Origin of the sequence: Klebsiella sp. JN_Kp122 (assembly GCF_040062085.1) — a bacterium.
GTDB classification, from domain to species: Bacteria; Pseudomonadota; Gammaproteobacteria; order Enterobacterales; family Enterobacteriaceae; genus Klebsiella; species Klebsiella aerogenes.
This window is the reverse complement of the sequence record NZ_JBEAHW010000001.1, coordinates 144,728-167,325: the sequence shown is the minus strand read 5'-3', so window position 1 is coordinate 167,325 and position 22,598 is coordinate 144,728. Positions and strand designations below refer to the sequence as shown.

Genomic DNA, 22,598 nt, shown 5'->3' with positions numbered 1-22,598 from the left:
CCGTATAAATTATAACTTTTGCTCATTGAAATGAGTGAACACTAAGCATGTTGATTGAATTCAATCATAACAATAGAGGAGTGAGACGTGGCGACGATTAACAGCACGATTATCAGCGGCGCGGGCGCCATATCAGCCCTGAAGCCAGTGCTGGCAGGTAAAAAGCGCATTTTACTGGTCACCGATGCGAACGTTGGTAAGTTGGCAGCGACCAAACAGATCCAACATCTGCTGGGCGAGAATAACGTTGAGGTGAGGATCGTGGATTCCGTACCGGCAGAGCCCAGCCAACATGACGTGGCGCAAATTGTTGACCAACTCGCGGGAGCGCAACCGGAGATGGTCGTCGGTATCGGCGGCGGCAGCGTCCTCGACGTGGCGAAGCTGCTCTCGGTATTACTTCATCCCGCCTCCCCTGCGCTCAACGCGCTGATCGACGGCGAGAAACCGCGCCTGCGTCTGACATCGCTGCTGATACCCGCCACCGCAGGCACCGGCTCGGAAGCGACACCAAACGCCATCCTGGCTATTCCCGAGCGTAATACCAAAGTGGGGATTATCTCCCCGCTACTGCTGCCGGATTTCGTGGCTCTGTTGCCGGAACTGACCACCAGTATGCCTGCGGCCATTGCCGCCTCCACCGGCATCGATGCGCTGTGTCATCTACTGGAGTGCTTTACTTCAACCGTCGCTAACCCGGTGAGCGATAACGCCGCCTTAATCGGCCTGCATAAGCTGGTGCGGCATATTGAGCGTTCCGTAACCCACCCGCAGGATCTTACGGCGAAACTGGAGATGCTATGGGCCTCGTACTACGGCGGCGTGGCTATCAATCATGCCGGTACGCATCTGGTGCATGCGCTCTCCTACCCGCTTGGCGGCACCTGGCATCTGCCGCACGGCGTCGCGAACGCCATTCTGCTGGCCCCCTGTATGCAGGTCGTACGCCCGCACGCGGTGGATAAATTCGCCCAGGTCTGGGATCTGATCCCGGACGCCGATCTGACTTTGAATAACGAAGAGAAATCTCATGCGCTGGTCTGCTGGCTGGCGCAACTGGTGAAACGCCTGGCGCTGCCGGACAACCTCGCCGCGCTGGGTGTACCACCAGAGAGTATTGAAACGCTAAGCGCCGCGGCGCTGGAAGTAAAACGATTAATGAATAATGCCCCATGCAGCGTGAACCAGGACGAAGTCCAGGCGATTTACCAGACGCTGTTTCCACAGTCATCTCATCAGGGAGAAGAGAAATAAATGCATCATTCCATTCGCGGCGTGTTAACCGCCATTGTTACCCCCTTTACCGCCAGCGGTGAACTTAATTTGCCGGCGCTGCGCCAACAGGTAGAACGTCAGCTGGCCGCCGGTAATGGCATTTTTTGCGGCGGAACCAACGGCGAGTTTTTCGTCCTCAATGAGGCGGAAAAAATAGCTGTTGCCGAAACCTGCGTCGAGGCGGTTGCCGGACGCGCGCCGGTGGTGGCGCATATTGGCGAAGTGTCGGCGCGGGAAACCATTCGTCTTGGCCAGCAGATAGCAAAGTCAGGCGTGGACGCGGTGTCCGTCATCACCCCGTGGTTCGTGCCGCTAAAACAAGATGAGCTGGTAAGCCACTACACGGCGATCGCCGATGCGCTAAGCGTACCGGTATTTCTGTATAACATCCCGGCGCGCACCGGTAACACCATTGAACCGCAAACCGCGCGTCAGCTGGCTGCGCATGGCAACATCATTGGCATCAAAGATAGCGCCGGTAGTTATGAGAGTCTTAAGGGCTTTCTTGATGCGGTGAAGGATATCGACGGTTTTAATGTCCTGAACGGGCCGGATTCGCTGATTCATCAGGGTTTCGTTGACGGTTGTTCAGCCTGCATTTCCGGGTTGGCTAACGTTGCGCCACGGGAGATTAACGCGATTTGGTCAACCTTCCAGGCAGGCGAAATTGAAGCCTCCAGGCTGGCGCAGGAAAACGTCACCGGCCTGCGTACCGATCTCTACAAAGTCGCCTTTTCCCCCGCCGCGGTGAAAAAAGCATTGCAGCTGATGGGCCATGAGGTCGGCGATAGCCGCTACGCGGTGCAGTTTAGCGCATCTCAACTGCAGCAAATACGTGGAATCATCGCGCAGTATCTTAATTAAGCGCTGCGCTTCTTCAACAAAATAGACCGGGCACCTGCGTGCCCAGGATTCGTACGCCCAAAGAGAGGCTAAGATGAATCATTTTACCACTGAAGATACCTTTATTATTGTTGGCATTGTCATCGCCTATATCTTATTTACCACCTGGCTGACGTTCCGTATTAGAAGTAAAAACTCCGGGGATTTTATGGAGGGCTCGCGCGCGATGCCGGCCTTTATTGTCGGTATCCTGCTGATGTCGGAATATATCGGCGCCAAGTCCACTATCGGAACCGCACAGGCCGCCTTTGAGAGCGGCATTGCCGCCTCCTGGTCGGTGTTGGGCGCCGCCATTGGCTTTCCCCTATTTGGCCTGATACTGGTTAAGCGCATCTATAACACTGGCAAAATTACTATTTCCGGGGCGATAGCCGAGAAATACGGCACCAGCACCAAGAATATTATTTCCATTATTATGATTTACGCCCTGTTGCTGGTGAACGTCGGTAACTACGTCAGCGGCGCGGCGGCCATTTCCACGGTATTAAAAATCAATTTACCCCTCGCGGCGTTTATTACCGCCATCGTCAGTACTTTCTATTTTGCCTTTGGCGGTATGAAAGGCGTGGCCTGGGTCACCATGCTGCACAGCACTTTAAAATATGCCGGCCTGCTTATTATTATGGGTTTCGCGTTGGCAAAAACCGGCGGTTTTACGCCAATGATCGAGAAAATGCCAGATTACTACTGGACCTGGGATGGTAATTTTGGCGCCGGCACGATCTGCGCCTGGCTTATCGGCACCATCGGCTCCATCTTCTGTACCCAGTTTGTCATTCAGGCGATCAGCTCGACAAAAAACGTAAAATCGGCGAAACGCTCTACCTGGATTGCCTTTTTCTTCTGCCTGCCTATCGCCTTCGCGATCGCCATTATCGGCGTGGCGGCGAAGTTTTTACACCCGGAAATCAACAGCCTGTACGCCCTGCCGGTGTTCCTGCAAGATATGAACCCGTGGCTTGCCGGGTTAGTGACAACGTCACTTGTTGCTTCAATTTTCGTTAGCGTCAGTACCGTTGCCCTGGCGATTGCCTCGCTGGTGGTAAAAGATTTTTACGTGCCGTGGCGCAATCCAACGCCGGAGCAGGAGTTTAAAGCCACCCGTTGGGCCTCGCTGATCATCGGTTTTCTGCCGCTTATTTTTGTGCTGCTGGTACCAGAAGTGCTGAAGCTCTCCTTCTTTACCCGCGCCATCAGGCTCTCTATCACCGTCGTCGCGGTCATCGCCTTCTATGCGCCGTTCTTTAAGAGCGCCCGCGGCGCGAACGCTGGCCTTATCGGCGCCTGCGTGGTGACTTCGGCGTGGTATTTGCTCGGCGATCCGTTCGGCATCAATAACATGTACATCGCGCTGATTACCCCGGCCCTGATTATGGTGATCGACCGCCTGATCCCCAATAAAGCGCAACAATCATCCCCGGCCCCCATTGAACAACGTGGAGTGTAAAAATGACCACCACCCCAACTTTTGACGGCGTAATTCGCCAACACCAACAGGATCCTCATCTGGCATGGGCAATGTTGCCCTCCGGCTGCCCGCAAAACCATGCCGCCAATCTTTTGCCGCTGCCCGATGGCACGCTGCTGTGCGTATGGTTCGGGGGTTCACAGGAAGGAAAAGCGGATATTTCAGTCTGGGGGGCGCGTTTAGCGCCGGGCGCCACAACGTGGAGCGAAGCAGTAAAGTTATCCGACGATCCGCAGCGTTCGGAACAAAACCCGGTGCTTTTTCAGGCTCCAGATGGCGTGCTGTGGCTGTTATGGACCGCGCAGCACGCCGGTAATCAGGACACCGCTATTGTGCGTTATCGCCAGTCGCGCGATGGCGGAAAACACTGGGGAGCAATCGCCACCCTGCTCGATGAACCCGGCACCTTTATTCGGCAACCCATCAGCGTGATGCCCAACGGTAACTGGTTGCTGCCGGTTTTCTATTGTCGTACCCGGCCGGGGGAGAAATGGGTCGGTAACGATGATGTGAGCGCGGTAAAAATCTCAGCCGATGGCGGCAAGAGCTGGCGCGACGTGGCGGTACCGCAGAGCCTCGGCTGCGTGCATATGAATATCACCCCACTGGCCGATGGCTCGCTGGCCGCCTTCTTCCGCAGCCGCTGGGCCGATCACATCTGGTACAGCCGGTCGACAGATTCTGGCGAAAGCTGGTCAGCGCCGATCCCCACCACGCTGCCAAACAATAACTCGTCCATTCAGGCTACCACGTTGAGCAACGGCGATCTGGCACTGGTGTTCAATAACATGAGCGCAGCAGGCGCCAGCGAGCGTCGGGCATCGTTATACGATGAAATAGAAGATGATGACGGTCGTAAAGAGCCTGAACGCACTGGCAAAACCGCCTTCTGGGGCGCGCCGCGTGCGCCAATGACCGTGGCGATTTCCGCTGACGGCGGTAAAAGCTGGCCATGGATGCGCAACCTTGATGAGGGCGACGGCTACTGTATGACCAACAATTCCGAACAAAAACTGAACCGCGAATTCTCCTACCCCAGTATTAAACAGGGTGAAGACGGTAATTTACACATTGCCTATACCTGGTACCGGCAGGCCATCAAGTATGTCCGCGTGTCGCCGCAGTGGGTGAAAGGAGAAATCGCATGATCATCGGTAATCTGAACGCCCTGCCTCAGGCGGGGTTGCCACTGGCGTTACGGCAAATCCTCAGCCGTCCTGAATGTTCTATTGCCGCCCTGACAGCCCGTGAAGATGGTCGCTTTCAGCCTGCTGATAGCGACTGGTACTGCACCATCGGCACCGCGCAAACCCAGGCGGCAGAACAGCGACATACCGAATACCACCACCAGTGGGCCGATATTCAGGTCATTTTAAGCGGAAAGGAGACTATTCATGCCGGTACGCTGTACAGCGGCCAACCCGACGATGAACAACGCAAACCAGATCTCTTTATCAGCCAGCAGACGCCGCAAAGCGTCACGCTGCATTTGCATGCCGGCGACTTCGCGGTCTTTCTGCCCGGCGAACCACACCAGGCGCTATGCGCCTTTGCAACACCCGCCCCGGTGAGGAAAGCGGTGTTTAAAGTACCGCGCAGCATGCTGGAGGCGCCATGAAGCAGGCACTGGTCACAGGCGCCAGTTCGGGGATCGGCGCGGCGATTGTGGGGCAACTGCTGGCGGAGGGCTGGCAGGTGCTCGGGCTAAGCCGCTCCGCGCCGCCGTTCGCTCATGAAGCCTTCAGGCATCTGGCAGTCGATGTAAGCGACCGCCAGGCGCTGGTTGATGCTCTGTCGTCGGTACCGACGACGCCGCAGGCGATTATCCATGCCGCCGGTATGATGGCGGCGGCGCCGCTAGGAGAACTTGACGCACTGCGTGGCGAGACGTTATGGCGTCTGCATGTGGATGCAGCGCAGACCTTAGCCAACCGCTTTGCGCCCGTTATGAGCCGCGGCGGTCGGATTATCCTTTTGGGTAGCCGAACCTCTCGCGGAGCGGCAGGCCGTTCTCAGTATACGGCAACCAAAGCGGCGCTGGTGGCGCTGGCGAGAAGCTGGGCGGCGGAACTTGCCGCGGCGGGCATTACCGTTAACGTGGTCGCCCCCGGCGCCACCGATACGCCAATGCTGCGCCAGCCAGGGCGGGAGAGTTCGCCGCCGAAGACGCCGCCGCTCGGTAGATTGATTAAGCCACAGGAAGTGGTGTCGCTGGTGAGCTGGCTTCTTAGCGAAGAGGCCGCGGCCATGACCGGACAAGAGCTGGTAATGTGCGGCGGCGCCTCGCTTAGTTAGGATTGCCCGGCTAAGCGCTGCGTCAGCCGGGGAAACTATCGTTAACTTTCGCGCAAATAGACCGTGCCGCGCAGATAGGTGGTCGCCTGGCCGCTAATCAATACGCGGTCATCGCGCCACTGGCAGCGCAGCTCGCCGCTGCGCGCCGACACCTGCCGCGCCAACAGGTCTGTTTTATTGAGCTTCGCTCCCCAGTAGGGGATCAACATACTGTGGGTTGAACCGGTTACCGGATCCTCCGGCACCCCATCACCGGGACAGAAAAAGCGGCTGACAAAATCGTACTCCTCGTCGGCGGCGCTGATGCAAATCCGCTTATCCAGCGTCTCCAGCAGCGCCATATTCGGTCGTACCGCTTCAACCTGCGCCCGGTCGCGTAGCACCACCAGGTAATCACGCCCTTCCCGCACCTCCAGCGCATCATCGATACCCAACCCGGCGAACAGTGCCGGCGGCACGTCACGCACCGGTGTCGTTTGCCAGGCGGGGAAATCCAGCGTCAGCCAATCGCCGCTGCGCGTCACCCGCAGCTCACCGACAAAACGGGTGCTGAATACGATGGTTGCCGAAGGGTGATCGAGATATTCAAAAATCACGTGCGATGCTGCGAGGGTGGCGTGACCGCAGAGATTAATCTCATCAAGGGTCGTGAACCAGCGCAGCTCATAGCCGCTGTCGGTACGAACAAAAAACGCCGTTTCGGATTGATTATGCTGCTGCGCCATTTTTAAAAGCGTTTCATCAGGCAGCCATTCGCTGAGCGGGCATACCGCCGCCGCGTTGCCGCCAAAATTGCGATCGCTGAAGGCATCGACCAGGTAAAAACTAATTTCTTTCATCGTGCTCCCCTTTTTTATCGTCTATCAACATGACACAGAAAGCGCGGGTGCACACTATTAGCTGAAAAATTAAGTTGTTAGCAGGCACAGGTGTCAGCATAAAATGAGACACAGATCACAAAGTGATTGTATTTTCAGCAGCATTCGTTTTAAGATCGCCTTCTCTTCTTCTCATTACTACCAGCCCGGAATTTATGCTTACAAATACGGTCTCACGCAGAGTCGCGTGGCTGCGGGTCGTCACGCTGGCAATTGCCGCCTTTATCTTTAATACCACGGAATTTGCTCCGGTCGGTTTGCTGTCTGATATCGCCGACAGCTTCGGCATGGAAACGGCCCAGGTCGGGATCATGCTGACCATTTATGCCTGGGTAGTGGCATTGATGTCGCTGCCGTTCATGCTGCTGACCAGCCAAATGGAGCGCCGTCGCCTGCTCATTGGCCTGTTCGTCTTATTTATCGCCAGCCACGTATTGTCATTTTTCGCGTGGAACTTCACGGTGCTGGTGGTGAGTCGAATTGGCATTGCGTTCGCCCATGCGGTGTTCTGGTCGATCACTTCCGCGCTGGCTATCCGTATGGCCCCTCCCGGCAAGCGCGCACAGGCGCTAAGTCTTATCGCCACCGGTACCGCACTGGCCATGGTGTTCGGCATCCCTATTGGCCGTATCGTCGGACAATATTTTGGCTGGCGCACCACCTTCCTGGCCATTGGTCTTGGCGCTTTAGCGACGCTGGTGTGCCTGGCTAAACTATTGCCGGCGCTGCCAAGCGAACATTCCGGTTCGCTGAAGAGCCTGCCGGTGCTGTTCCGCCGTCCGGCGCTGCTCGGCATTTATCTGCTGACGGTTATCGTGGTGACCGCCCACTACACGGCATACAGCTATATTGAACCCTTCGTTCAAACCGTCGCTGGTCTTAGCGGTAACTTCGCCACCCTACTGCTGTTAGTGCTCGGCGGCGCAGGTATTATCGGAAGTATTATCTTCGGCAAGCTGGGCAATCAACATGCTTCAGGGCTGATTACCACCGCTATCGGCCTGTTGCTAATATGCCTGCTGTTGCTGCTACCCGCCTCACGGAACGCCAACCAGCTGATGCTGCTCAGCGTGTTTTGGGGGATCGCGATAATGGTCATCGGCCTTGGCATGCAGGTGAAAGTGCTGGCGCTGGCTTCGGATGCTACCGATGTCGCGATGTCGCTGTTTTCGGGTATTTTCAATATTGGTATTGGCGCCGGCGCGCTGGTCGGCAGCCAGGTGAGTACGCAGCTGTCGATGTCGGCGATAGGCTACGTTGGCGCAGTGCCGGCGCTGGTGGCGCTGGTCTGGGCAGTGATGATTTTTCGCCGCTGGCCAACGCCGCTTGATGAACAGCAAGCGCATCACTCATGATAACGACGCGGGCGGTCAATGCCGCCCGCGGCGCCGACATCCTATCCCCAAAAGGCCCGAAACAGACACGTCGCCGGGCCTTTCAGAAAGTTATCGCGATCAGGCGTGATAGTTGGTGATAATCTCCAGCACGCCGTTAATGATGAACTGAACCCCCATACAGACCAGCAGGAAACCCATCAGGCGGGAAATCGCTTCTATGCCGCCTTTCCCCACCAGCCGCATGATTGCCCCGGAACTTCGCAGGCAGCCCCACAGAATGATCCCCACCAGCGCGAAGATAATCGGCGGCGCCGCCAATACTACCCAATCAGGGAAATCGACGCCGTGCTTCACCGTCGAGGCGGAGCTGATAATCATCGCAATGGTGCCCGGCCCGGCGGTGCTAGGCATCGCCAACGGCACGAAGGCGATATTCGCCGTGGGTTCATCCTGCAGTTCTTCCGATTTGATCTTCGCTTCCATCGAATCATGGGCTTTCTGCTGCGGAAACAGCATACGAAAACCGATAAAAGCCACGATCAGCCCGCCGGCGATACGCAGACCGGGAATGGAAATACCGAAGGTATTCATGACCACCTGGCCGGCATACCACGCCACCATCAGGATCGCGAAGACATACACCGATGCCATCAACGATTGCCGGTTACGCTCGGCGTTGTTCATATTGCCCGCCAGGCCGAGGAACAGCGCCACGGTGGTGAGCGGGTTCGCCAGCGGTAAAATCACCGCCAGACCGATCCCTATTGCTTTAAAGAGTTCCAGCATAGTGAGTCAACATCCCGTTAAGTATCATTTTTTCAGTACAGTTTCACCCCGTGAGTATATCGACAGCAGCAGCGCAGATGCCACACCCCATGAAAAAATCACGCTTATAAAAAATAACAAGCGTTAGTAAAATGGAAAAAAGTGACCACCATCAAATTATCGTTCTTTAGCAAATCGTGGCATCGGCGAATTCATAATGTTGACTTATGATTGCCACGGCAATAATATCCATCGCAACTAAATAATTGCCTGGGCAACTATCATGGAAAACACCAACAATCTGTTCAACGAGATGATCCCTCTCGGCCGATTGATCCAGATGGTTAACCAGAAAAAAGATCGACTGCTCAACGACTACCTTTCACCCATGGATATCACCGCTACCCAATTTCGGGTGCTCTGTTCCATTCGCTGCGAGGTATGTACGACACCCGTTGAGCTGAAGACCGTTCTGTCGGTCGATCCAGGCGCAATGACGCGCATGCTCGACAGACTCGTCTGCAAAGGCTGGATAGAACGGTTGCCCAACCCCAATGACAAGCGCGGCATTCTGGTGCAACTGACTCCAGAAGGCGCAGCCCTTTGTGAGCACTGTCATCAGGTTGTGGGTCAAAAATTGCACCAGGAACTAACAAAAAATCTAACGGCAGACGAAGTGGTCATGCTTGAGCAACTGCTCAAGAAAGTCCTGCCGTAATAAGAAGAGGTAAGATGATGTCCAGACGCAATAACGACGCCATCACTATCCATAGTATTTTGTCGTGGATCGAAGAGAACCTGGAATCTCCATTGTCGCTGGAGAAAGTTTCGGAGCGCTCAGGTTACTCCAAATGGCACCTGCAAAGAATGTTCAAGAAAGAGACCGGCCACTCGCTGGGCCAGTACATCCGCAGTCGTAAGCTGACGGAGATTGCGCAAAAACTCAAGCAGAGCAACGAGCCAATTTTGTATCTGGCTGAACGTTACGGTTTTGAATCGCAACAGACGCTGACGCGAACGTTTAAAAACTACTTCGATGTTCCGCCGCACAAATATCGCATCACCAACGTTCCGGGAGAATCCCGCTACCTGATGCCGCTAAATAATTATTGTTGTTAATCGCCTGCATAAAGACGTATCGAGGAAATCATGAAATTATTCGCTACCGCCGCCATCGTGCTAATGGCGCTGGCTGCAGGCCAGAGTTACGCGGAGCAAACCACCACTCCGGTTCGCCACAATAACCGGGATGCGATGATTATTCCTTCGGAACATAACGACTCGCCGTTTGATTTTAATCACATGGCTGCCGGCAATGATAAATCGGATGAGCTGGGCGTACCGTATTACAACTAATGCTCCACTTGTTCTGATATCTCCTGGGCCCCGCTAACGCGGGGCTTTTTTATCCCGCGCCGCGCCCGGGTGCACCAGCCGCAGACCAAACACGTTAATGTAGAGCCCGCCCATAATCAGCGCCGCCCCCAACAGCTGCAGGCCATTGAGCCGTTCACCGAGTAGCAGAGCCGCGCTGGCCATCCCGACCACCGGCACCAACAGCGACAACGGCGCCACCCTCCAGGTTTCATAACGTCCCAGCAGCGCTCCCCAGATACCGTAACCAACAATAGTGGCGACAAACGCCAAATACATGAGCGATAGCACGGTCGTGGCGTCGATATTCACCAGGCTTGCCGCCATCGCCTGCGGCCCATCAACAATACCCGACGCCAGCATAAACGGTAAAACCGGAATCAACGCGCTCCACACCACCAGCGACATAATCGGCGGCCTGTGCTGCTGAGACATAATCTTCTTGTTGAAAATGTTACCGCAGGCCCAGCTAAACGCCGCCGCCAGAGTCAGCATAAAACCGACCAGCGGCACGTGCTGGCCACCGAGGCTGGCCTCAACCAGTACCAATACGCCAAAAATCGCCAGCGCGATACCGGCAACCTGCTTTCCCTGTAACCGCTCGCCAAAGACAAAAGCGCCCAGCACGATTGTGAAAAAGGCCTGCGCCTGCAGCACCAGAGAAGCCAGCCCGGCCGGCATACCGAGGTTAATCGCGCAGAATAAAAAGGCGAACTGGCCGAAACTGATGGTCAGGCCGTAGCCCAGCATCAGACGCAGCGGTATTTTGGGCCGCGCAACGAACAGCAGCGCCGGAAACGCCACCAGCAAAAAACGTAACCCCGCCAGCATCAGCGGCGGCATATTGTGTAACCCGAGCTTAATCACCACAAAGTTAAGCCCCCACACCACCACTACCAGCATTGCCAGCAGTCCATCTCTGCGCGTCATACGAAGCCCCTGTCTTCCTGGTCAACGATGACCACCGTCAAAGTAACCAAATTCCCGCCGCTCGAACAGATCATTATTTTTAGCAGGTGCTGAAGGCACTTTCCGACACGGAGCCCGCTATACAAGGCTCAGTTAGCATGCTATTTGTGATCGGGCACAACAAAAATAAAACACTTCATCGGGCAAGGAAAAAATGACAACCACCATCAGGCGCTCAACGGTAGCGCTGTTGGCGTCGTCGTTGCTGTTAACCATCGGCCGCGGCGCAACGCTTCCTTTTATGACGATTTATCTCACCCGTCGGTTCCAGCTGGAAGTCGATGTCATTGGCTATGCGCTCTCCGTCGCGCTGGTCGTCGGCGTTATCTTCAGCATGGGCTTCGGTATTCTTGCCGATAAATTCGACAAAAAACGCTATATGCTGATCGCCATCGTGGCGTTTATCGTGGGCTTTATCGCCATCCCCGCGGTCAATAGCGTGGCGCTGGTGGTGTTCTTTTTCTCATTGATCAACTGCGCCTATTCGGTTTTCTCCACGGTACTGAAAGCCTGGTTTGCCGACGTGCTGACGCCGGAGAAAAAAGCGCGCATCTTTTCGCTCAACTATACCTTCCTCAATATCGGCTGGACCGTTGGGCCGCCAATAGGCACCCTGCTGGTAATGCAGAGTATTAACCTGCCTTTCTGGCTGGCCGCGCTGTGCGCCGCCTTCCCGCTGGTGTTTATTCAGCTCTTCGTCGAGCGCACCTCTGCCGCCAGTGCGGAAGGCATCACGCCGCAGTGGACGCCGTCGGTGCTTTTGCGCGACCGCGCCTTGCTGTGGTTTACCTTTTCCGGCTTGCTGGCGTCATTTGTCGGCGGCTCTTTCGCCTCCTGCATTTCGCAGTATGTGCTGGCCGCAGGCACCAGCGACTTCGCGGAAAAAGTGGTCGCGGTAGTGCTGCCGGTCAACGCCGCGGTGGTCGTCGCGTTGCAATATGCCGTCGGGCGACGGCTTTCGGCGCGAAACATCCGCCCGCTAATGACCTTCGGCACCCTGTGCTATGTGTTGGGTCTCGGCGGGTTTATCCTCTCCGGTAATAATCTGCTGATGTGGGGCATTTCCGCCGCCATCTTTACCCTTGGCGAAATTATTTATGCGCCGGGCGAATATATGCTGATCGATCAGATTGCCCCACCCGGTATGAAAGCCAGCTACTTTTCCGCCCAGTCGTTAGGCTGGTTAGGCGCGGCGTTCAATCCGATGCTAACCGGGATAATCCTCACCCATCTGCCGCACTGGTCGCTATTCTTCATTTTAATGCTGGCGATAGTCGCCGCCTGGCTGATGATTTTCCGCGGCATGAACGTGCGTCCGTGGCAAACCGTACAGGCGTAAACCGCGCGTCATGCGGCTGTCGGGTTGCTGTCGTCTGTCTGTCGGGTGCCTGTCGTGGCGCCCGGCAGGCTAAAAAACCACACTGGTCTCAGGTTCCCATCCGGAGATTAACATCATGAACAGCAGTACCCGCGTCAAACAATTACGTCTGCAGCGCGCCTGGTCCCAGGAACAGCTTGCCGAACTGGCTGGCGTCAGCGTTCGCACTATCCAGAGGATCGAAAACGGCGATCGCCCGGGGTTAGAAACCCTGAGCGCCCTGGCGGCAGTGTTTGAGATAAATGTGGCCGAACTCAGCGACGATGCGCCTGTCGGTCACGAAGCGTCGCTCGATTTACGGATCGAAGAAGCGAAAAGCCGCCTGCATCAGGAGAGCCGTTTTTTCCGCTCGCTAAGCGTGGCGGTCACGGTTTGCGTTTTGTTGCTGGTGATTAATCATTTCACCCAACCGGATGTCTACTGGTCAGTGTGGGTGGCGATCGTCTGGGGTGCATTATTGCTACTACGGGGATTACGTCTGTTTGTCTTTGCCGGGTGGATCCGCCACTGGCGACAGGCACGCCTACAGCGCCTGCTGCGCAAATAGAAAAAGCCCGCTTAATGCGGGCTATCTCTTTACCAGACCTGGGCGGCGATCCCTGTGACCAGCCGCACTTTATCCCACTGCTGGGCTTCGCTTAACGAATTGCCCTCTTCGGTGGAGGCAAAGCCGCACTGCGGGCTCAGGCAAATCTGCTCCAGCGGCACATACTGCGCCGCCTCCTGCAGGCGCGCCTTCACGCCTTCCGGGTTTTCCAGTTCACCATTCTTGGTGGTAATCAGCCCCAGAACCACCTGCTGATGGCCTGGTCGGATAAAGCGCAGCGGGGCAAAATCACCGGAACGGTCATTATCATATTCGAGGAAGAACGCATCGATGTTGACGCCGCCGAAGAGAATTTCCGCCACGGGCTCGTAGCCGCCTTCTGAAATCCAGGTCGAACGGAAGTTACCGCGACAGACGTGCAGACCAACGGTCAGATCCTGCGGTTTCCCTTCCAGCGCTTTATTCAGCACCCGGGCATAGGTACGCGCCAGTTCGTCCGGATCGTCACCGCGCTCGCGTACCTGCTGGCGTTGTTCGTCTGAACATAAATAGGCCCAGACGGTGTCATCGAGTTGCAGATAACGGCAGCCAGCGTCATAGAAAGCGCGGATCGCGTCACGCCAGGTGGTTGCTAGATCGTCAAAGTATTCGGCCAGGTCCGGGTATACGGTGCTATCGATATCTTTTCGCCCGCCGCGGAAGTGCAGCACGCTGGGGCTGGGGATGGTCATTTTCGGCTGCGCATTGCCGCTGACGCTTTTCAAAAAGCGGAAATCTTCCAGCATTGGATGGTTGCCGAAGCCCAGTTTACCGGTCACGCGCACGCCGTGCGCTTTGGTCTGTACGCCGTTGAACTGAATACCTTTCTCTGAATCGTAACGTTCCACGCCTTCCAGACCGTCGAAGAAGTCGAAGTGCCACCACGCGCGCCGGAACTCACCGTCGGTCACCACGTGCAGGCCGCAATCGCACTGCTGCTGAACCAGTTGGCGGATGGCTTCATTCTCAATTTCACGCAGATGGCCGGCATCAATATTGCCTTCCGCCAGCTGCAGGCGCGCCTGCTTAATAGCGTCAGGACGTAAAAAACTGCCGACAATATCTGCGCGGAACGGGGCCTGGTGACGTTGCATGTTCTCTCCTTAACGGCAGGCAGGTAGTTGCCCGCCGTGATAATTCATTATTTGAATTTTTAGACTTCTGGATGTCTATATGTCCAGATACTGTCATGCGGAGAGAGCATCGGCAAACGAGAAAAATTCATGGCTGTTGAATTTATTTCATGTTGCTCGTTTCGCTGACGCTAAATGCGAACCCCTCATCCGCCCAACCGGTCAGGCCGCCGAGCATCATTTTTACCGGTCTGCCAAGCTGCGCCAGCTTTAAGGCGGCAATATCCGCGCCGTTGCAGTGCGGCCCGGCGCAATAGACAACAAACAGCGTTTCCGCGGGCCACTGCGCCATTCGCGCGGCATTGATCTCGCGATGCGGCAGATGCAGCGCGCCAGGCAGGTGGCGACGGGCAAACACATCATGACTGCCAATCACGTGCAGTAGCACAAAGTCCTGTTCGCCGTGCTGCATGGCGTGATGGACATCCGCGCAGTCGGTTTCGAAACTCAGTTTATGGGCAAACCAGGCAGCGGCATCGACCGGGGCGGCTGGTGTAAATTGGCTTACAACACTCATGGCGTATTCTCCTTGTCTGTGGTAACACTACTTTAACCACCACCGTACCCGGACCACCGCCCCTATTGATGACAGAAAACGCTGAAATCCTGACAACCCGCAATGTGACACTGTCACCACCAAAAGTCGTCGTTCTGGCCTATGACGGCCTGTGTACCTTTGAATTCGGCGTGGCGGTGGAGATTTTTGGCCTCCCGCGCCCGGAAATGGGGGAAAGCTGGTATCGGTTCGCGGTCGCCGCCGTCGATGATGGCGAGCTTCGCGCCACCGGCGGTATCCGTATCGTCAGCGATGGCGGGCTGGCGCTGCTTGATGAAGCGGACACCATCGTGGTGCCCGGCTGGCGTGGCATAGAAAGCGATGTTCCTCAAGCGTTGTGCCAGGCGCTGGCGGCTGCGTACGCGCGCGGCTGCAGAATCGTTTCTATCTGTTCCGGGGTGTTTGTGCTCGCCGCCGCCGGATTGCTCAATGGGCGGCAGGCCACCACCCATTGGCGTTATACTGCCCGGCTGCAGCAGCGTTTTCCGTTGATTGAGGTGGTGGAAGACGTGCTGTACGTTGGCGATGCGCGGCTGATGACCTCCGCCGGCAGCGCCGCGGGCATCGATCTCTGTCTGCATCTGGTGCGCGAAGATTTCGGCCATGAAGCGGCGAATATCGTCGCCCGACGGCTGGTGGTGTCTCCGCACCGCGACGGTGGGCAGGCGCAGCAGGTGATTCGCCCGGTGGCTACAGCGCGTGAAAGCCAGCGCCTCGGCCAGCTGTTTGATTACCTGCATCAGCATCTCGCTGAGAGCCATACCCTCGCCTCGCTGGCGCAACGGATGGATATGAGCTCGCGCACTTTCTTGCGCCGTTTTCAACAGGCGACCGGCAAATCACCGGCCCGCTGGCTGCTCGATGAGCGGTTGCTTCGCGCCCGCCAGCAGCTCACCGACAGCCGCCTCAGCATCGACAGAATCGCCGAAATCTGCGGTTTCGCTAATGCCAGTACGCTACGTCATCACTTTCGCCAGCATTTCGCCGTGAGCCCGCTGCAATATCGAAAAAAGTTTTCCACCCGTCAGTGATAATATTAAGATGGCCAGCGACAATTATTCGCGTCGTTGATTTACACCTGCAAGGATTAAGCTGATGAAAAAAGAGTGTCGCGTCGTTATCTATAAAGAGGGGCTGCTGGGCAGTATGTTTTTTGGCGAAGCGAAAGCCGATCCCGATAAAATGAGCCGGTTCCTCACTGAGTACACGCAGCAGGGCTGGGAAGTCAAAACCATGGCGGTCGAGCGCCGCCGCAGCGCCCTGTTCTGGTCGCGCGAAGCCTATTTATTTGTGCTCGAACGCGCCATCTGATGCGTTAATTTATTTCATATACCCTAACGCCATTCTGGTTAATCGTTTGTTTAGATTGACCAGGATATTATCTCTTCAACAACCGTAAACCCTGTTCAATGAGGACAACATTAGCGCATAAATAAGATGGAGGTAGACCATGCTGGGAAACATGCATGTTTTTATGGCCGTACTGGGAACAATCCTGTTCTTTGGTTTTCTGGCCGCGTATCTAAGCCACAAATGGGATGACTGATGAACGACGATAATCCCCACCCGTAAGCGCCCCCTGCTGCTGTTGCACCAGGGGGCGTTCTGTTTTAAGTCACTTCTTTGAACGCCTGCCACATCATCCCCACCGCCTGTTTACTGCCGCTTATAAGGTCTTTCTACGCTTGCGTGAATACATCACTTCATCGCTTTGTTTTAGCATATCCCCGAGCATCGGATAACGGCTGACATCGCTCTGTAGCTCGCCGTAAGAGTAATTAATGTTATAGGGTTTTCCTGACGTCTGGTTGTAATGATCGACACTCTCACGCAGCTTTTGCAAGAATGTGTCGGCACGCCCGTTGCGGGTAATGATGGCGGCGAACTCATCGCCGCCTAAACGGCCGACAACCTCGCCTGGCAGCAGATGTTGCGCCAGAAACGCCGCGAAGGTTTTTAGCACCTCGTCACCTTCCGCATGCCCCCACAGATCGTTAATGGGTTTGAATTTATCGAGATCAAAAAAGACCAGGCTAAACGGCGTTGCATTGCTGGTAAGCATACGGAAACGTTTATCGCCGATGCGGTAAAAGCCGCGCCGGTTAGCGATGCCGGTCAGACTGTCGGTCATCGCCATGCCAATCACCTGGAACTCATCCTCGACGATATACGCCAGATCCTTGAGTACGGCGATCTCTTCATCGTTAAACTCGCGCGGCGTGGTATGAATCAGGCATAGCGTACCGGCCACGGCGCCATCGGGCAGATGGACAGGATAGCCCGCGTAGAAGCGGATATAGGGTTCGCCCGTCACCAGCGGGTTATCATAAAAACGATCGTCATTGACCGCATCGTTAACGATGAAGGCGCCGTCCTGCAAGATGGCGTGGGCGCAAAAAGAGATATCGCGCCGGGTCTGGCGAATCCCCAGCCCCTGACAGGCGAGCAGCCACTGCCGTTCCCGGTCGAGCAGGCTGATAAGTACCACCGGCACCTGAAAAATTTTTTTAGCCAGCCGGGTGAGGCGTTCGAAACGCTCATCATCACGGGTATCGAGCAAGTCCGCCAGATACAGCGATTTTAGTCTTTCTTCTTCATTTTCCGGTACGCCAGGGAATTTCATAAAGCCTCATTGCACTAAAGCGAAAAATCAGGTGGCTGGATTAATGCGCAGCCGATGAAAAGCGCGTCAGCGCCCCATACCAGTCATAGCTGCCCTGGGTACCAATTTCGCGTTCCCCCTCTTCCAGCTTCAGCAGAAAACGTCGTTTGTTAAGCTGATCGAGGTTGTGGAAGTAAGTTGCCAGCCGTCGGGCTAAATCTTCATACATGGCAAAAGCCACCGCGGTCCCTTGCGCCGCATCGGCATACTTCGCAAATTCGTTCTTAATCGCCTGAAAATCATCGTTCATTGAAAGCACCACTTCCTGTCACAATGTCATCAGTATGGTTAGCCCTGGCCATTTTTTCCATCCCGATAGCTATCAGCATTTTATGCTGCCTTAAAAAATACGGACCTGGGAATCGCCGAGACCCACGCTATGAAAAACAACGTATTTACGCCGCCATCAGCGCAAATCATCAACAACCAGCAGAAGATAATAAAATCGAAAAGCGACGAGACCGGGGGAATGGGCAAAAAAAACCGCCATGTGACTGGCGGTGAATAAATGCTTGCATGGATAGATCGTAGATTGTATTTAGCGTTTTCGTAGAAAAGCGTCGTGAGTTCCTACGTCTGACTCGCAGGCTAGCACGCCCTTGTTCAATAAATCTTAAACCGCAGACGTACTCATAGCTTCTCTACCAGCGCTTTGAGTTCAGCGATCTGCGGCGCGGTATTGTCCTGCGCCGCGAGCGGCCACGTCGACTGGCGTACCACCAGCCGCGCCGGCAGCAGTTCGCGCAGGCGACCGGTCGGCGCCGCCATCTGCTGCATCAGTAATTCCACCGCCCGGCGGCCTAACAGATCAAAATCCTGGGCGACGGTGGTAAGCGGCGGCTGAAAGTAAAGGCTATCGGCCGTATCGTCATAGCCGGTCACCGAAATCGCCTGGCTGCCGCGCCGATTAAGCTGCGCCAGCGCGCTTAACACCCCGAGCGCCATCTGATCGTTGGCGACCACGATCGCGCTTAATTTCGGGTTTTTATGCAGCAACTCAAAGGTTTTTTGCCAGCCGCTGGCGGCGCTCCAGTCGCCGAACACCGTAATCGATTGACTGACCCCCAGCCGGTGTAGCGTCTCGCGCCAGCTGCCAAGGCGCATCCGCGCCGATACCGAGCTTTCCGGCCCGGCCAACAGGCCAAACTCGCGATGCCCTAATTCCCAAAGGTGGCGCACGCAGGCGCCGCAGCCATCACGATGATCGAAACGCACGCAGGAGACATCCGTCTCCGGCGAGACATCGAGAAACAGGCAGGCGATATCCGTATTTTCCGCCGCCAGCCGTTCGGCGACGCTGCTCTCCAGCGGCAGGCTGATAATGGCGCCTCGAATATGCTGGGCGCGAAACTCATCCAGCCGCGCCTGCAGTGCCGGATAATCACTTTGTGCCGGCATGGCGATGGCGACCTCCAGCCCCTGCTCACCGGCATACCGTTTCACCGCCGCGGCAATTTGCGACGGCGCGTGTAAGGTCAACGATGCCGTGATAAGCCCTATCGACGCTGCCGCTTTGCCCGCCAATAGCTGTGCTGACCGGTTAGGCACATAGTGAAGCGTCTGCATCGCGCGCAGCACCTTTTCACGGGTGCGCTGCGCCACTATCTGTGGGTTATTCACCACCCGCGAAACCGTCTGCTGCGAAACGCCCGCCTCGCGGGCGACATCTTCTAAAGTGGCTGAACGGCGCTGCATCGCGTACTCCTGTCAGTGAAAATGGCTTAATGTCTTACGCTAACATTTTATGTCTTCCTTACGACAGAAATCTGCTATTTGCGCCGCGATTCGTGATCGTGAATGGGTTTCATTTTCGCCAACGTTGCGGGCCTGCAAAAAATACCCGATAACCCGATGAGATTGTTTAGCGAATAACATTTATTACCATTATCCGTCAGGTATGCGTATGCAACGATATGATTCAGGCGCCGCTCGCGGCCCCGCTTTTCACGAAGTCCTGGCCCGCGAGGACTGGCAGAACCAGACTATCACCCACCTCAACCGCCTGCCCGCACATCCCACTTTTGCCAGCTGGCGCGATGCCGATGCGGCGCGCGACAACCGCCATTCTGACCGCCGTCGTCAACTGGACGGCGAATGGCAATTTTCCTATGCCCGCAGTCCGTTTCAGGTTGATGCCAGCTGGCTGCAGCATGACCTGCCCGACAGTCGCCCGACGCCGGTGCCCTCAAACTGGCAAATGGAGGGTTATGACGCGCCGATATACAGCAACGTCCGCTATCCGATTGATACCGTGCCGCCGCGGGTGCCCGAAGACAATCCTACCGGCTGCTATTCGCTGCAGTTGACCGTCGATGAGGCGTGGCGGGCCGAAGGGCAAACGCAAATTATCTTTGACGGCGTCAACTCCGCCTTTCATCTGTGGTGCAACGGCGAATGGGTTGGCTACTCCCAGGATAGCCGCCTGCCCGCCGCCTTTGATTTAAGCCCGTATCTGCAGCAAGGCGCCAACCGCTTGTGCGTGATGGTGATGCGCTGGAGCGCGGGCAGTTGGCTTGAAGATCAGGATATGTGGCGCATGAGCGGTATCTTCCGTTCAGTCTGGTTGTTGCATAAACCGCAGGCCCGCCTCAGCGATGTGCAATTAACCCCGCAGCTCGATGCGCGCTATCGCGATGCGCAATTGCAGGTCAAACTTAGCGTCGAGGCCGCGTCTGAAGCGCTGGCGGCGCTGGAAGTGGAGGTTGCGCTGTGGGATGGCAAAACGCGCCTTGCCAGCCAGCGCCAGCCGCTGGGTACGCCGATTATTGATGAACGCGGCAGCTACGGCGAGCGGGCAATCATCAATCTCGACATCGAACGCCCGCGGCTGTGGAGCGCCGAGCAGCCTCATTGCTACCGCGCGGTGGTATCGCTATGGCGCGGCGAGACGTTGCTGGAAGCGGAAGGCTGGGATATTGGTTTTCGCCAGGTAGAAATCCGTGACGGGCTACTGTTGCTCAACGGCAAGCCGCTATTGATCCGCGGCGTCAACCGCCACGAACATCATCATCAGCGCGGCCAGGTGGTCAACGAAGAGGATATGGTGCAGGACATTCTGCTGATGAAGCAGAACAATTTCAATGCCGTGCGCTGTTCGCACTACCCCAACGCGCCGCGCTGGTACGAGCTATGCAACCGCTACGGCCTGTACGTGGTGGACGAAGCCAATATCGAAACTCACGGCATGGTGCCGATGAATCGGCTGTCTGACGATCCGGCCTGGCTTGCCGCTTACAGCGCGCGCGTCACCCGTATGGTCCAGAGCAACCGCAACCATCCCTCGATCATTATCTGGTCGCTGGGTAATGAGTCCGGCTGCGGCGACAACCATCAGGCCATGTACCAATGGTTGAAGCACAACGATCCTTCGCGTCCGGTACAGTATGAAGGCGGCGGCGCCGATAGCAGCGCCACCGATATTATCTGCCCGATGTACGCCCGCGTCGAGCGCGACCAGCCCTTCCCGGCGGTGCCCAAATGGTCGATCAAAAAGTGGATCGGTATGCCTGGCGAACAACGCCCGCTAATCCTCTGCGAATATGCCCACGCGATGGGCAATAGCCTTGGCAATTTCGCCGATTACTGGCAAGCCTTCCGTGACTATCCTCGCCTGCAGGGCGGTTTTATCTGGGATTGGGCCGACCAGGCAATCGAAAAAACATTCCCGGATGGTAGCGTCGGCTGGGCCTATGGCGGCGATTTCGGCGATAAGCCTAACGACCGGCAGTTCTGCATGAATGGCCTGGTATTCCCCGACCGGCGCGCTCATCCTTCGCTTATCGAGGCCAAACATGCGCAACAGTATTTCCAGTTCGCCTTGCTGGAACAAAATCCACTGTGCATTGCTATCACCAGCGAATACCTGTTCCGCGCCACCGACAACGAAACGCTGCGCTGGCGGGTAGAATGCGCCGGAAAAACGATAGCCAGCGGCGACTTAGCGCTGGTGCTGCCGCCGCAAGGGCGGGCAGAATTGATTCTTAGCGACAGCCTGGCCCTGCCGCGCGGCGCCCGCGATGTCTGGCTGCTGCTCGAGGTGATCCAGCCGCAGGCGACGTCATGGTCTGAGCCCGGTCACCGCGTCGCCTGGCAGCAGCTAGCGCTTACCGCGCCGCTGGCGCTTGCTGAGACCTCCGCCGAAGGCCCGGCGCCGGTCCTGACCATCAACCCCGCGATCTACGAGGTTAGCGTCGGATCCCAGCGCTGGGTTATCGATCGCCAGAGCGGGCGTTTAAGCGAATGGTATTGCGCGGGAGAACAGCAGCTGCTGACCCCGCTGGAGGATCAGTTTGTCCGTGCGCCGCTGGACAATGATATCGGCGTCAGCGAAGTCGAACGTATCGATCCGAACGCCTGGGTCGAACGCTGGAAGAGTGCCGGTCTGTATTCGTTGACGACCCGCTGCGTAAAATGCGAGGCACAACAGCTGGCACGGGAGGTGATCGTTGATAGCCACTGGCACTATCTGCGCGACGAGGAGACGGTCATTGCCAGCCACTGGCGCATGACCTTCACCGCCGACGGCAAGCTCCAGCTCACTGTTGATGGCGAACGTGCCGCCACGTTACCGCCGCTGGCGCGCGTCGGGCTGCGCTTCCAGGTCGCCGAACAACACGCTGAGGTCAGTTGGTTGGGATTAGGGCCGCACGAAAACTATCCGGATCGCAAAAGTAGCGCCTGTTTTTCGCGCTGGCGATTGCCGCTAAGCGAAATGAGCACGCCCTATATCTTCCCCAGCGAAAACGGTCTGCGCTGCGATTGCAAAGCGCTGGACTGGGGATACTGGCACGTCGCAGGCCTGTTCCACTTTTCGGTGCAGCCGTACAGCACGGAACAGCTGATGACGACCGATCACTGGCATCGCATGACGCCGGAAAAAGGCGTCTGGATCACCCTCGACGGCCAGCATATGGGCGTTGGCGGCGATGATTCCTGGACACCAAGCGTTCTGCCACAGTGGCTGCTGCTCGAAACCCACTGGTACTATCAGGTTACGCTTCATTGTCAATAATAACGGGG

Annotated in this window: 24 protein-coding genes; 16 read left to right on the top strand and 8 right to left on the bottom strand. The window is 56.4% G+C overall.

Annotation, left to right across the window (positions count from 1 at the left end; all coding sequences use genetic code 11):
• The first annotated feature begins 87 nt into the window (after positions 1 to 87).
• From ABLU78_RS00815 to ABLU78_RS00790, 6 genes are all read left to right on the top strand, one after another.
• The gene (locus tag ABLU78_RS00815) at positions 88 to 1,254 is read left to right on the top strand and encodes an iron-containing alcohol dehydrogenase (RefSeq protein WP_048228725.1); all 1,167 of its coding nucleotides are present in this window, start codon (positions 88 to 90) and stop codon (positions 1,252 to 1,254) included.
• Positions 1,255 to 2,139: a dihydrodipicolinate synthase family protein gene (locus ABLU78_RS00810; protein ID WP_032711583.1), complete on the top strand. Its 885-nt coding sequence runs from the start codon at positions 1,255 to 1,257 to the stop codon at positions 2,137 to 2,139.
• A gap of 73 nt (positions 2,140 to 2,212) precedes the next feature.
• On the top strand, positions 2,213 to 3,625 hold the full coding sequence (locus ABLU78_RS00805) for a sodium:solute symporter family protein (protein ID WP_048228724.1): 1,413 nt from the start codon (positions 2,213 to 2,215) through the stop codon (positions 3,623 to 3,625).
• A gap of 2 nt (positions 3,626 to 3,627) precedes the next feature.
• Positions 3,628 to 4,794, top strand: coding sequence for an exo-alpha-sialidase (locus tag ABLU78_RS00800; RefSeq protein ID WP_048228723.1), 1,167 nt, complete (start codon positions 3,628 to 3,630; stop codon positions 4,792 to 4,794).
• A complete protein-coding gene (locus ABLU78_RS00795; RefSeq protein WP_058676150.1) occupies positions 4,791 to 5,264 on the top strand; it encodes a YhcH/YjgK/YiaL family protein in 474 nt (157 codons plus the stop codon). Before ABLU78_RS00800 ends, ABLU78_RS00795 begins: the two co-directional genes overlap by 4 nt.
• Entirely contained in the window at positions 5,261 to 5,941 is a 681-nt protein-coding gene (locus tag ABLU78_RS00790; RefSeq protein WP_048228721.1) for an SDR family oxidoreductase, read from the top strand. Before ABLU78_RS00795 ends, ABLU78_RS00790 begins: the two co-directional genes overlap by 4 nt.
• Positions 5,942 to 5,982: 41 nt before the next feature.
• Here ABLU78_RS00790 and ABLU78_RS00785 read toward each other — a convergent pair whose 3' ends face one another.
• Complete coding sequence (locus tag ABLU78_RS00785; RefSeq protein WP_015705314.1) at positions 5,983 to 6,780, bottom strand: PhzF family phenazine biosynthesis protein; 798 nt, start codon at positions 6,778 to 6,780, stop codon at positions 5,983 to 5,985.
• A gap of 194 nt (positions 6,781 to 6,974) precedes the next feature.
• Between ABLU78_RS00785 and ABLU78_RS00780 the strand changes: the two genes are divergently transcribed.
• Complete coding sequence (locus ABLU78_RS00780) at positions 6,975 to 8,174, top strand: sugar transporter (protein WP_015366730.1); 1,200 nt, start codon at positions 6,975 to 6,977, stop codon at positions 8,172 to 8,174.
• A 99-nt stretch (positions 8,175 to 8,273) separates the two neighbouring features.
• Here the strand turns inward: ABLU78_RS00780 and ABLU78_RS00775 are convergent, their stop codons facing one another.
• Positions 8,274 to 8,942 (bottom strand): MarC family NAAT transporter, encoded by a 669-nt coding sequence (locus ABLU78_RS00775; protein WP_015366731.1) that lies wholly within the window; start codon positions 8,940 to 8,942, stop codon positions 8,274 to 8,276.
• A 262-nt stretch (positions 8,943 to 9,204) separates the two neighbouring features.
• On the opposite strand from ABLU78_RS00775, the gene marR reads away from it, so the two are divergent.
• Genes marR through marB form a run of 3 tightly spaced genes read left to right on the top strand, consistent with a single transcriptional unit; the run spans position 9,205 to position 10,277 of the window.
• A complete protein-coding gene (marR, locus tag ABLU78_RS00770) occupies positions 9,205 to 9,639 on the top strand; it encodes a multiple antibiotic resistance transcriptional regulator MarR (RefSeq protein ID WP_015366732.1) in 435 nt (144 codons plus the stop codon).
• A 17-nt stretch (positions 9,640 to 9,656) separates the two neighbouring features.
• Complete coding sequence (gene marA / locus ABLU78_RS00765; protein ID WP_015366733.1) at positions 9,657 to 10,040, top strand: MDR efflux pump AcrAB transcriptional activator MarA; 384 nt, start codon at positions 9,657 to 9,659, stop codon at positions 10,038 to 10,040.
• Between the two features lie 30 nt (positions 10,041 to 10,070).
• Positions 10,071 to 10,277, top strand: coding sequence for a multiple antibiotic resistance protein MarB (gene marB, locus ABLU78_RS00760; protein WP_015366734.1), 207 nt, complete (start codon positions 10,071 to 10,073; stop codon positions 10,275 to 10,277).
• Between the two features lie 33 nt (positions 10,278 to 10,310).
• Here marB and eamA read toward each other — a convergent pair whose 3' ends face one another.
• Positions 10,311 to 11,225, bottom strand: a complete 915-nt coding sequence (eamA, locus tag ABLU78_RS00755) for an O-acetylserine/cysteine exporter (RefSeq protein WP_015366735.1) — start codon at positions 11,223 to 11,225, stop codon at positions 10,311 to 10,313.
• 193 nt (positions 11,226 to 11,418) lie between these two features.
• On the opposite strand from eamA, the gene ydeE reads away from it, so the two are divergent.
• The gene (gene ydeE, locus ABLU78_RS00750; protein WP_015705311.1) at positions 11,419 to 12,603 is read left to right on the top strand and encodes an efflux MFS transporter YdeE; all 1,185 of its coding nucleotides are present in this window, start codon (positions 11,419 to 11,421) and stop codon (positions 12,601 to 12,603) included.
• Positions 12,604 to 12,718: 115 nt separating this feature from the next.
• Positions 12,719 to 13,189, top strand: a complete 471-nt coding sequence (locus tag ABLU78_RS00745; RefSeq protein ID WP_015366737.1) for a helix-turn-helix domain-containing protein — start codon at positions 12,719 to 12,721, stop codon at positions 13,187 to 13,189.
• 29 nt (positions 13,190 to 13,218) lie between these two features.
• Here the strand turns inward: ABLU78_RS00745 and ABLU78_RS00740 are convergent, their stop codons facing one another.
• Together ABLU78_RS00740 and ABLU78_RS00735 are read right to left on the bottom strand one after the other, a co-directional pair.
• Positions 13,219 to 14,322: a cobalamin-independent methionine synthase II family protein gene (locus ABLU78_RS00740; RefSeq protein WP_042897583.1), complete on the bottom strand. Its 1,104-nt coding sequence runs from the start codon at positions 14,320 to 14,322 to the stop codon at positions 13,219 to 13,221.
• Positions 14,323 to 14,464: 142 nt separating this feature from the next.
• Positions 14,465 to 14,878, bottom strand: coding sequence for a rhodanese-like domain-containing protein (locus ABLU78_RS00735; protein WP_032705757.1), 414 nt, complete (start codon positions 14,876 to 14,878; stop codon positions 14,465 to 14,467).
• Positions 14,879 to 14,946: 68 nt separating this feature from the next.
• Here ABLU78_RS00735 and ftrA point away from each other — a divergent pair, with 68 nt between their 5' ends.
• From ftrA to mgtS, 3 genes are all read left to right on the top strand, one after another.
• Positions 14,947 to 15,948, top strand: a complete 1,002-nt coding sequence (gene ftrA, locus ABLU78_RS00730) for a transcriptional regulator FtrA (RefSeq protein ID WP_032714431.1) — start codon at positions 14,947 to 14,949, stop codon at positions 15,946 to 15,948.
• Between the two features lie 64 nt (positions 15,949 to 16,012).
• On the top strand, positions 16,013 to 16,228 hold the full coding sequence (locus ABLU78_RS00725; protein ID WP_015366741.1) for a DUF4177 domain-containing protein: 216 nt from the start codon (positions 16,013 to 16,015) through the stop codon (positions 16,226 to 16,228).
• A gap of 139 nt (positions 16,229 to 16,367) precedes the next feature.
• Entirely contained in the window at positions 16,368 to 16,463 is a 96-nt protein-coding gene (gene mgtS, locus ABLU78_RS00720) for a protein MgtS (RefSeq protein ID WP_004102377.1), read from the top strand.
• Positions 16,464 to 16,583: 120 nt separating this feature from the next.
• On the opposite strand, the gene ABLU78_RS00715 is transcribed toward mgtS, so the two are convergent.
• The 3 genes from ABLU78_RS00715 to ABLU78_RS00705 form a co-directional block, all read right to left on the bottom strand.
• Entirely contained in the window at positions 16,584 to 17,540 is a 957-nt protein-coding gene (locus tag ABLU78_RS00715) for a sensor domain-containing diguanylate cyclase (RefSeq protein ID WP_063421197.1), read from the bottom strand.
• Positions 17,541 to 17,580: 40 nt separating this feature from the next.
• On the bottom strand, positions 17,581 to 17,829 hold the full coding sequence (locus ABLU78_RS00710) for a hypothetical protein (protein WP_015705306.1): 249 nt from the start codon (positions 17,827 to 17,829) through the stop codon (positions 17,581 to 17,583).
• A 380-nt stretch (positions 17,830 to 18,209) separates the two neighbouring features.
• Entirely contained in the window at positions 18,210 to 19,274 is a 1,065-nt protein-coding gene (locus ABLU78_RS00705) for a LacI family DNA-binding transcriptional regulator (RefSeq protein ID WP_285197667.1), read from the bottom strand.
• A 208-nt stretch (positions 19,275 to 19,482) separates the two neighbouring features.
• Here ABLU78_RS00705 and ABLU78_RS00700 point away from each other — a divergent pair, with 208 nt between their 5' ends.
• The gene (locus tag ABLU78_RS00700) at positions 19,483 to 22,590 is read left to right on the top strand and encodes a beta-galactosidase (RefSeq protein WP_348819935.1); all 3,108 of its coding nucleotides are present in this window, start codon (positions 19,483 to 19,485) and stop codon (positions 22,588 to 22,590) included.
• Positions 22,591 to 22,598 lie beyond the last annotated feature (8 nt).

Bases quoted from the DNA above. Each gene is read 5' to 3' on its own strand.
- ABLU78_RS00810 (WP_032711583.1), top strand. From the start codon at position 1,255: ATGCATCATTCCATTCGCGGCGTGTTAACCGCCATTGTTACCCCCTTT.
- ABLU78_RS00805 (WP_048228724.1), top strand. From the start codon at position 2,213: ATGAATCATTTTACCACTGAAGATACCTTTATTATTGTTGGCATTGTC.
- ABLU78_RS00800 (WP_048228723.1), top strand. From the start codon at position 3,628: ATGACCACCACCCCAACTTTTGACGGCGTAATTCGCCAACACCAACAG.
- ABLU78_RS00795 (WP_058676150.1), top strand. From the start codon at position 4,791: ATGATCATCGGTAATCTGAACGCCCTGCCTCAGGCGGGGTTGCCACTG.
- ABLU78_RS00790 (WP_048228721.1), top strand. From the start codon at position 5,261: ATGAAGCAGGCACTGGTCACAGGCGCCAGTTCGGGGATCGGCGCGGCG.
- ABLU78_RS00785 (WP_015705314.1), bottom strand. From the start codon at position 6,780: ATGAAAGAAATTAGTTTTTACCTGGTCGATGCCTTCAGCGATCGCAAT.
- ABLU78_RS00780 (WP_015366730.1), top strand. From the start codon at position 6,975: ATGCTTACAAATACGGTCTCACGCAGAGTCGCGTGGCTGCGGGTCGTC.
- ABLU78_RS00775 (WP_015366731.1), bottom strand. From the start codon at position 8,942: ATGCTGGAACTCTTTAAAGCAATAGGGATCGGTCTGGCGGTGATTTTA.
- marR (WP_015366732.1), top strand. From the start codon at position 9,205: ATGGAAAACACCAACAATCTGTTCAACGAGATGATCCCTCTCGGCCGA.
- marA (WP_015366733.1), top strand. From the start codon at position 9,657: ATGTCCAGACGCAATAACGACGCCATCACTATCCATAGTATTTTGTCG.
- marB (WP_015366734.1), top strand. From the start codon at position 10,071: ATGAAATTATTCGCTACCGCCGCCATCGTGCTAATGGCGCTGGCTGCA.
- eamA (WP_015366735.1), bottom strand. From the start codon at position 11,225: ATGACGCGCAGAGATGGACTGCTGGCAATGCTGGTAGTGGTGGTGTGG.
- ydeE (WP_015705311.1), top strand. From the start codon at position 11,419: ATGACAACCACCATCAGGCGCTCAACGGTAGCGCTGTTGGCGTCGTCG.
- ABLU78_RS00745 (WP_015366737.1), top strand. From the start codon at position 12,719: ATGAACAGCAGTACCCGCGTCAAACAATTACGTCTGCAGCGCGCCTGG.
- ABLU78_RS00740 (WP_042897583.1), bottom strand. From the start codon at position 14,322: ATGCAACGTCACCAGGCCCCGTTCCGCGCAGATATTGTCGGCAGTTTT.
- ABLU78_RS00735 (WP_032705757.1), bottom strand. From the start codon at position 14,878: ATGAGTGTTGTAAGCCAATTTACACCAGCCGCCCCGGTCGATGCCGCT.
- ftrA (WP_032714431.1), top strand. From the start codon at position 14,947: ATGACAGAAAACGCTGAAATCCTGACAACCCGCAATGTGACACTGTCA.
- ABLU78_RS00725 (WP_015366741.1), top strand. From the start codon at position 16,013: ATGAAAAAAGAGTGTCGCGTCGTTATCTATAAAGAGGGGCTGCTGGGC.
- mgtS (WP_004102377.1), top strand. From the start codon at position 16,368: ATGCTGGGAAACATGCATGTTTTTATGGCCGTACTGGGAACAATCCTG.
- ABLU78_RS00715 (WP_063421197.1), bottom strand. From the start codon at position 17,540: ATGAAATTCCCTGGCGTACCGGAAAATGAAGAAGAAAGACTAAAATCG.
- ABLU78_RS00710 (WP_015705306.1), bottom strand. From the start codon at position 17,829: ATGAACGATGATTTTCAGGCGATTAAGAACGAATTTGCGAAGTATGCC.
- ABLU78_RS00705 (WP_285197667.1), bottom strand. From the start codon at position 19,274: ATGCAGCGCCGTTCAGCCACTTTAGAAGATGTCGCCCGCGAGGCGGGC.
- ABLU78_RS00700 (WP_348819935.1), top strand. From the start codon at position 19,483: ATGCAACGATATGATTCAGGCGCCGCTCGCGGCCCCGCTTTTCACGAA.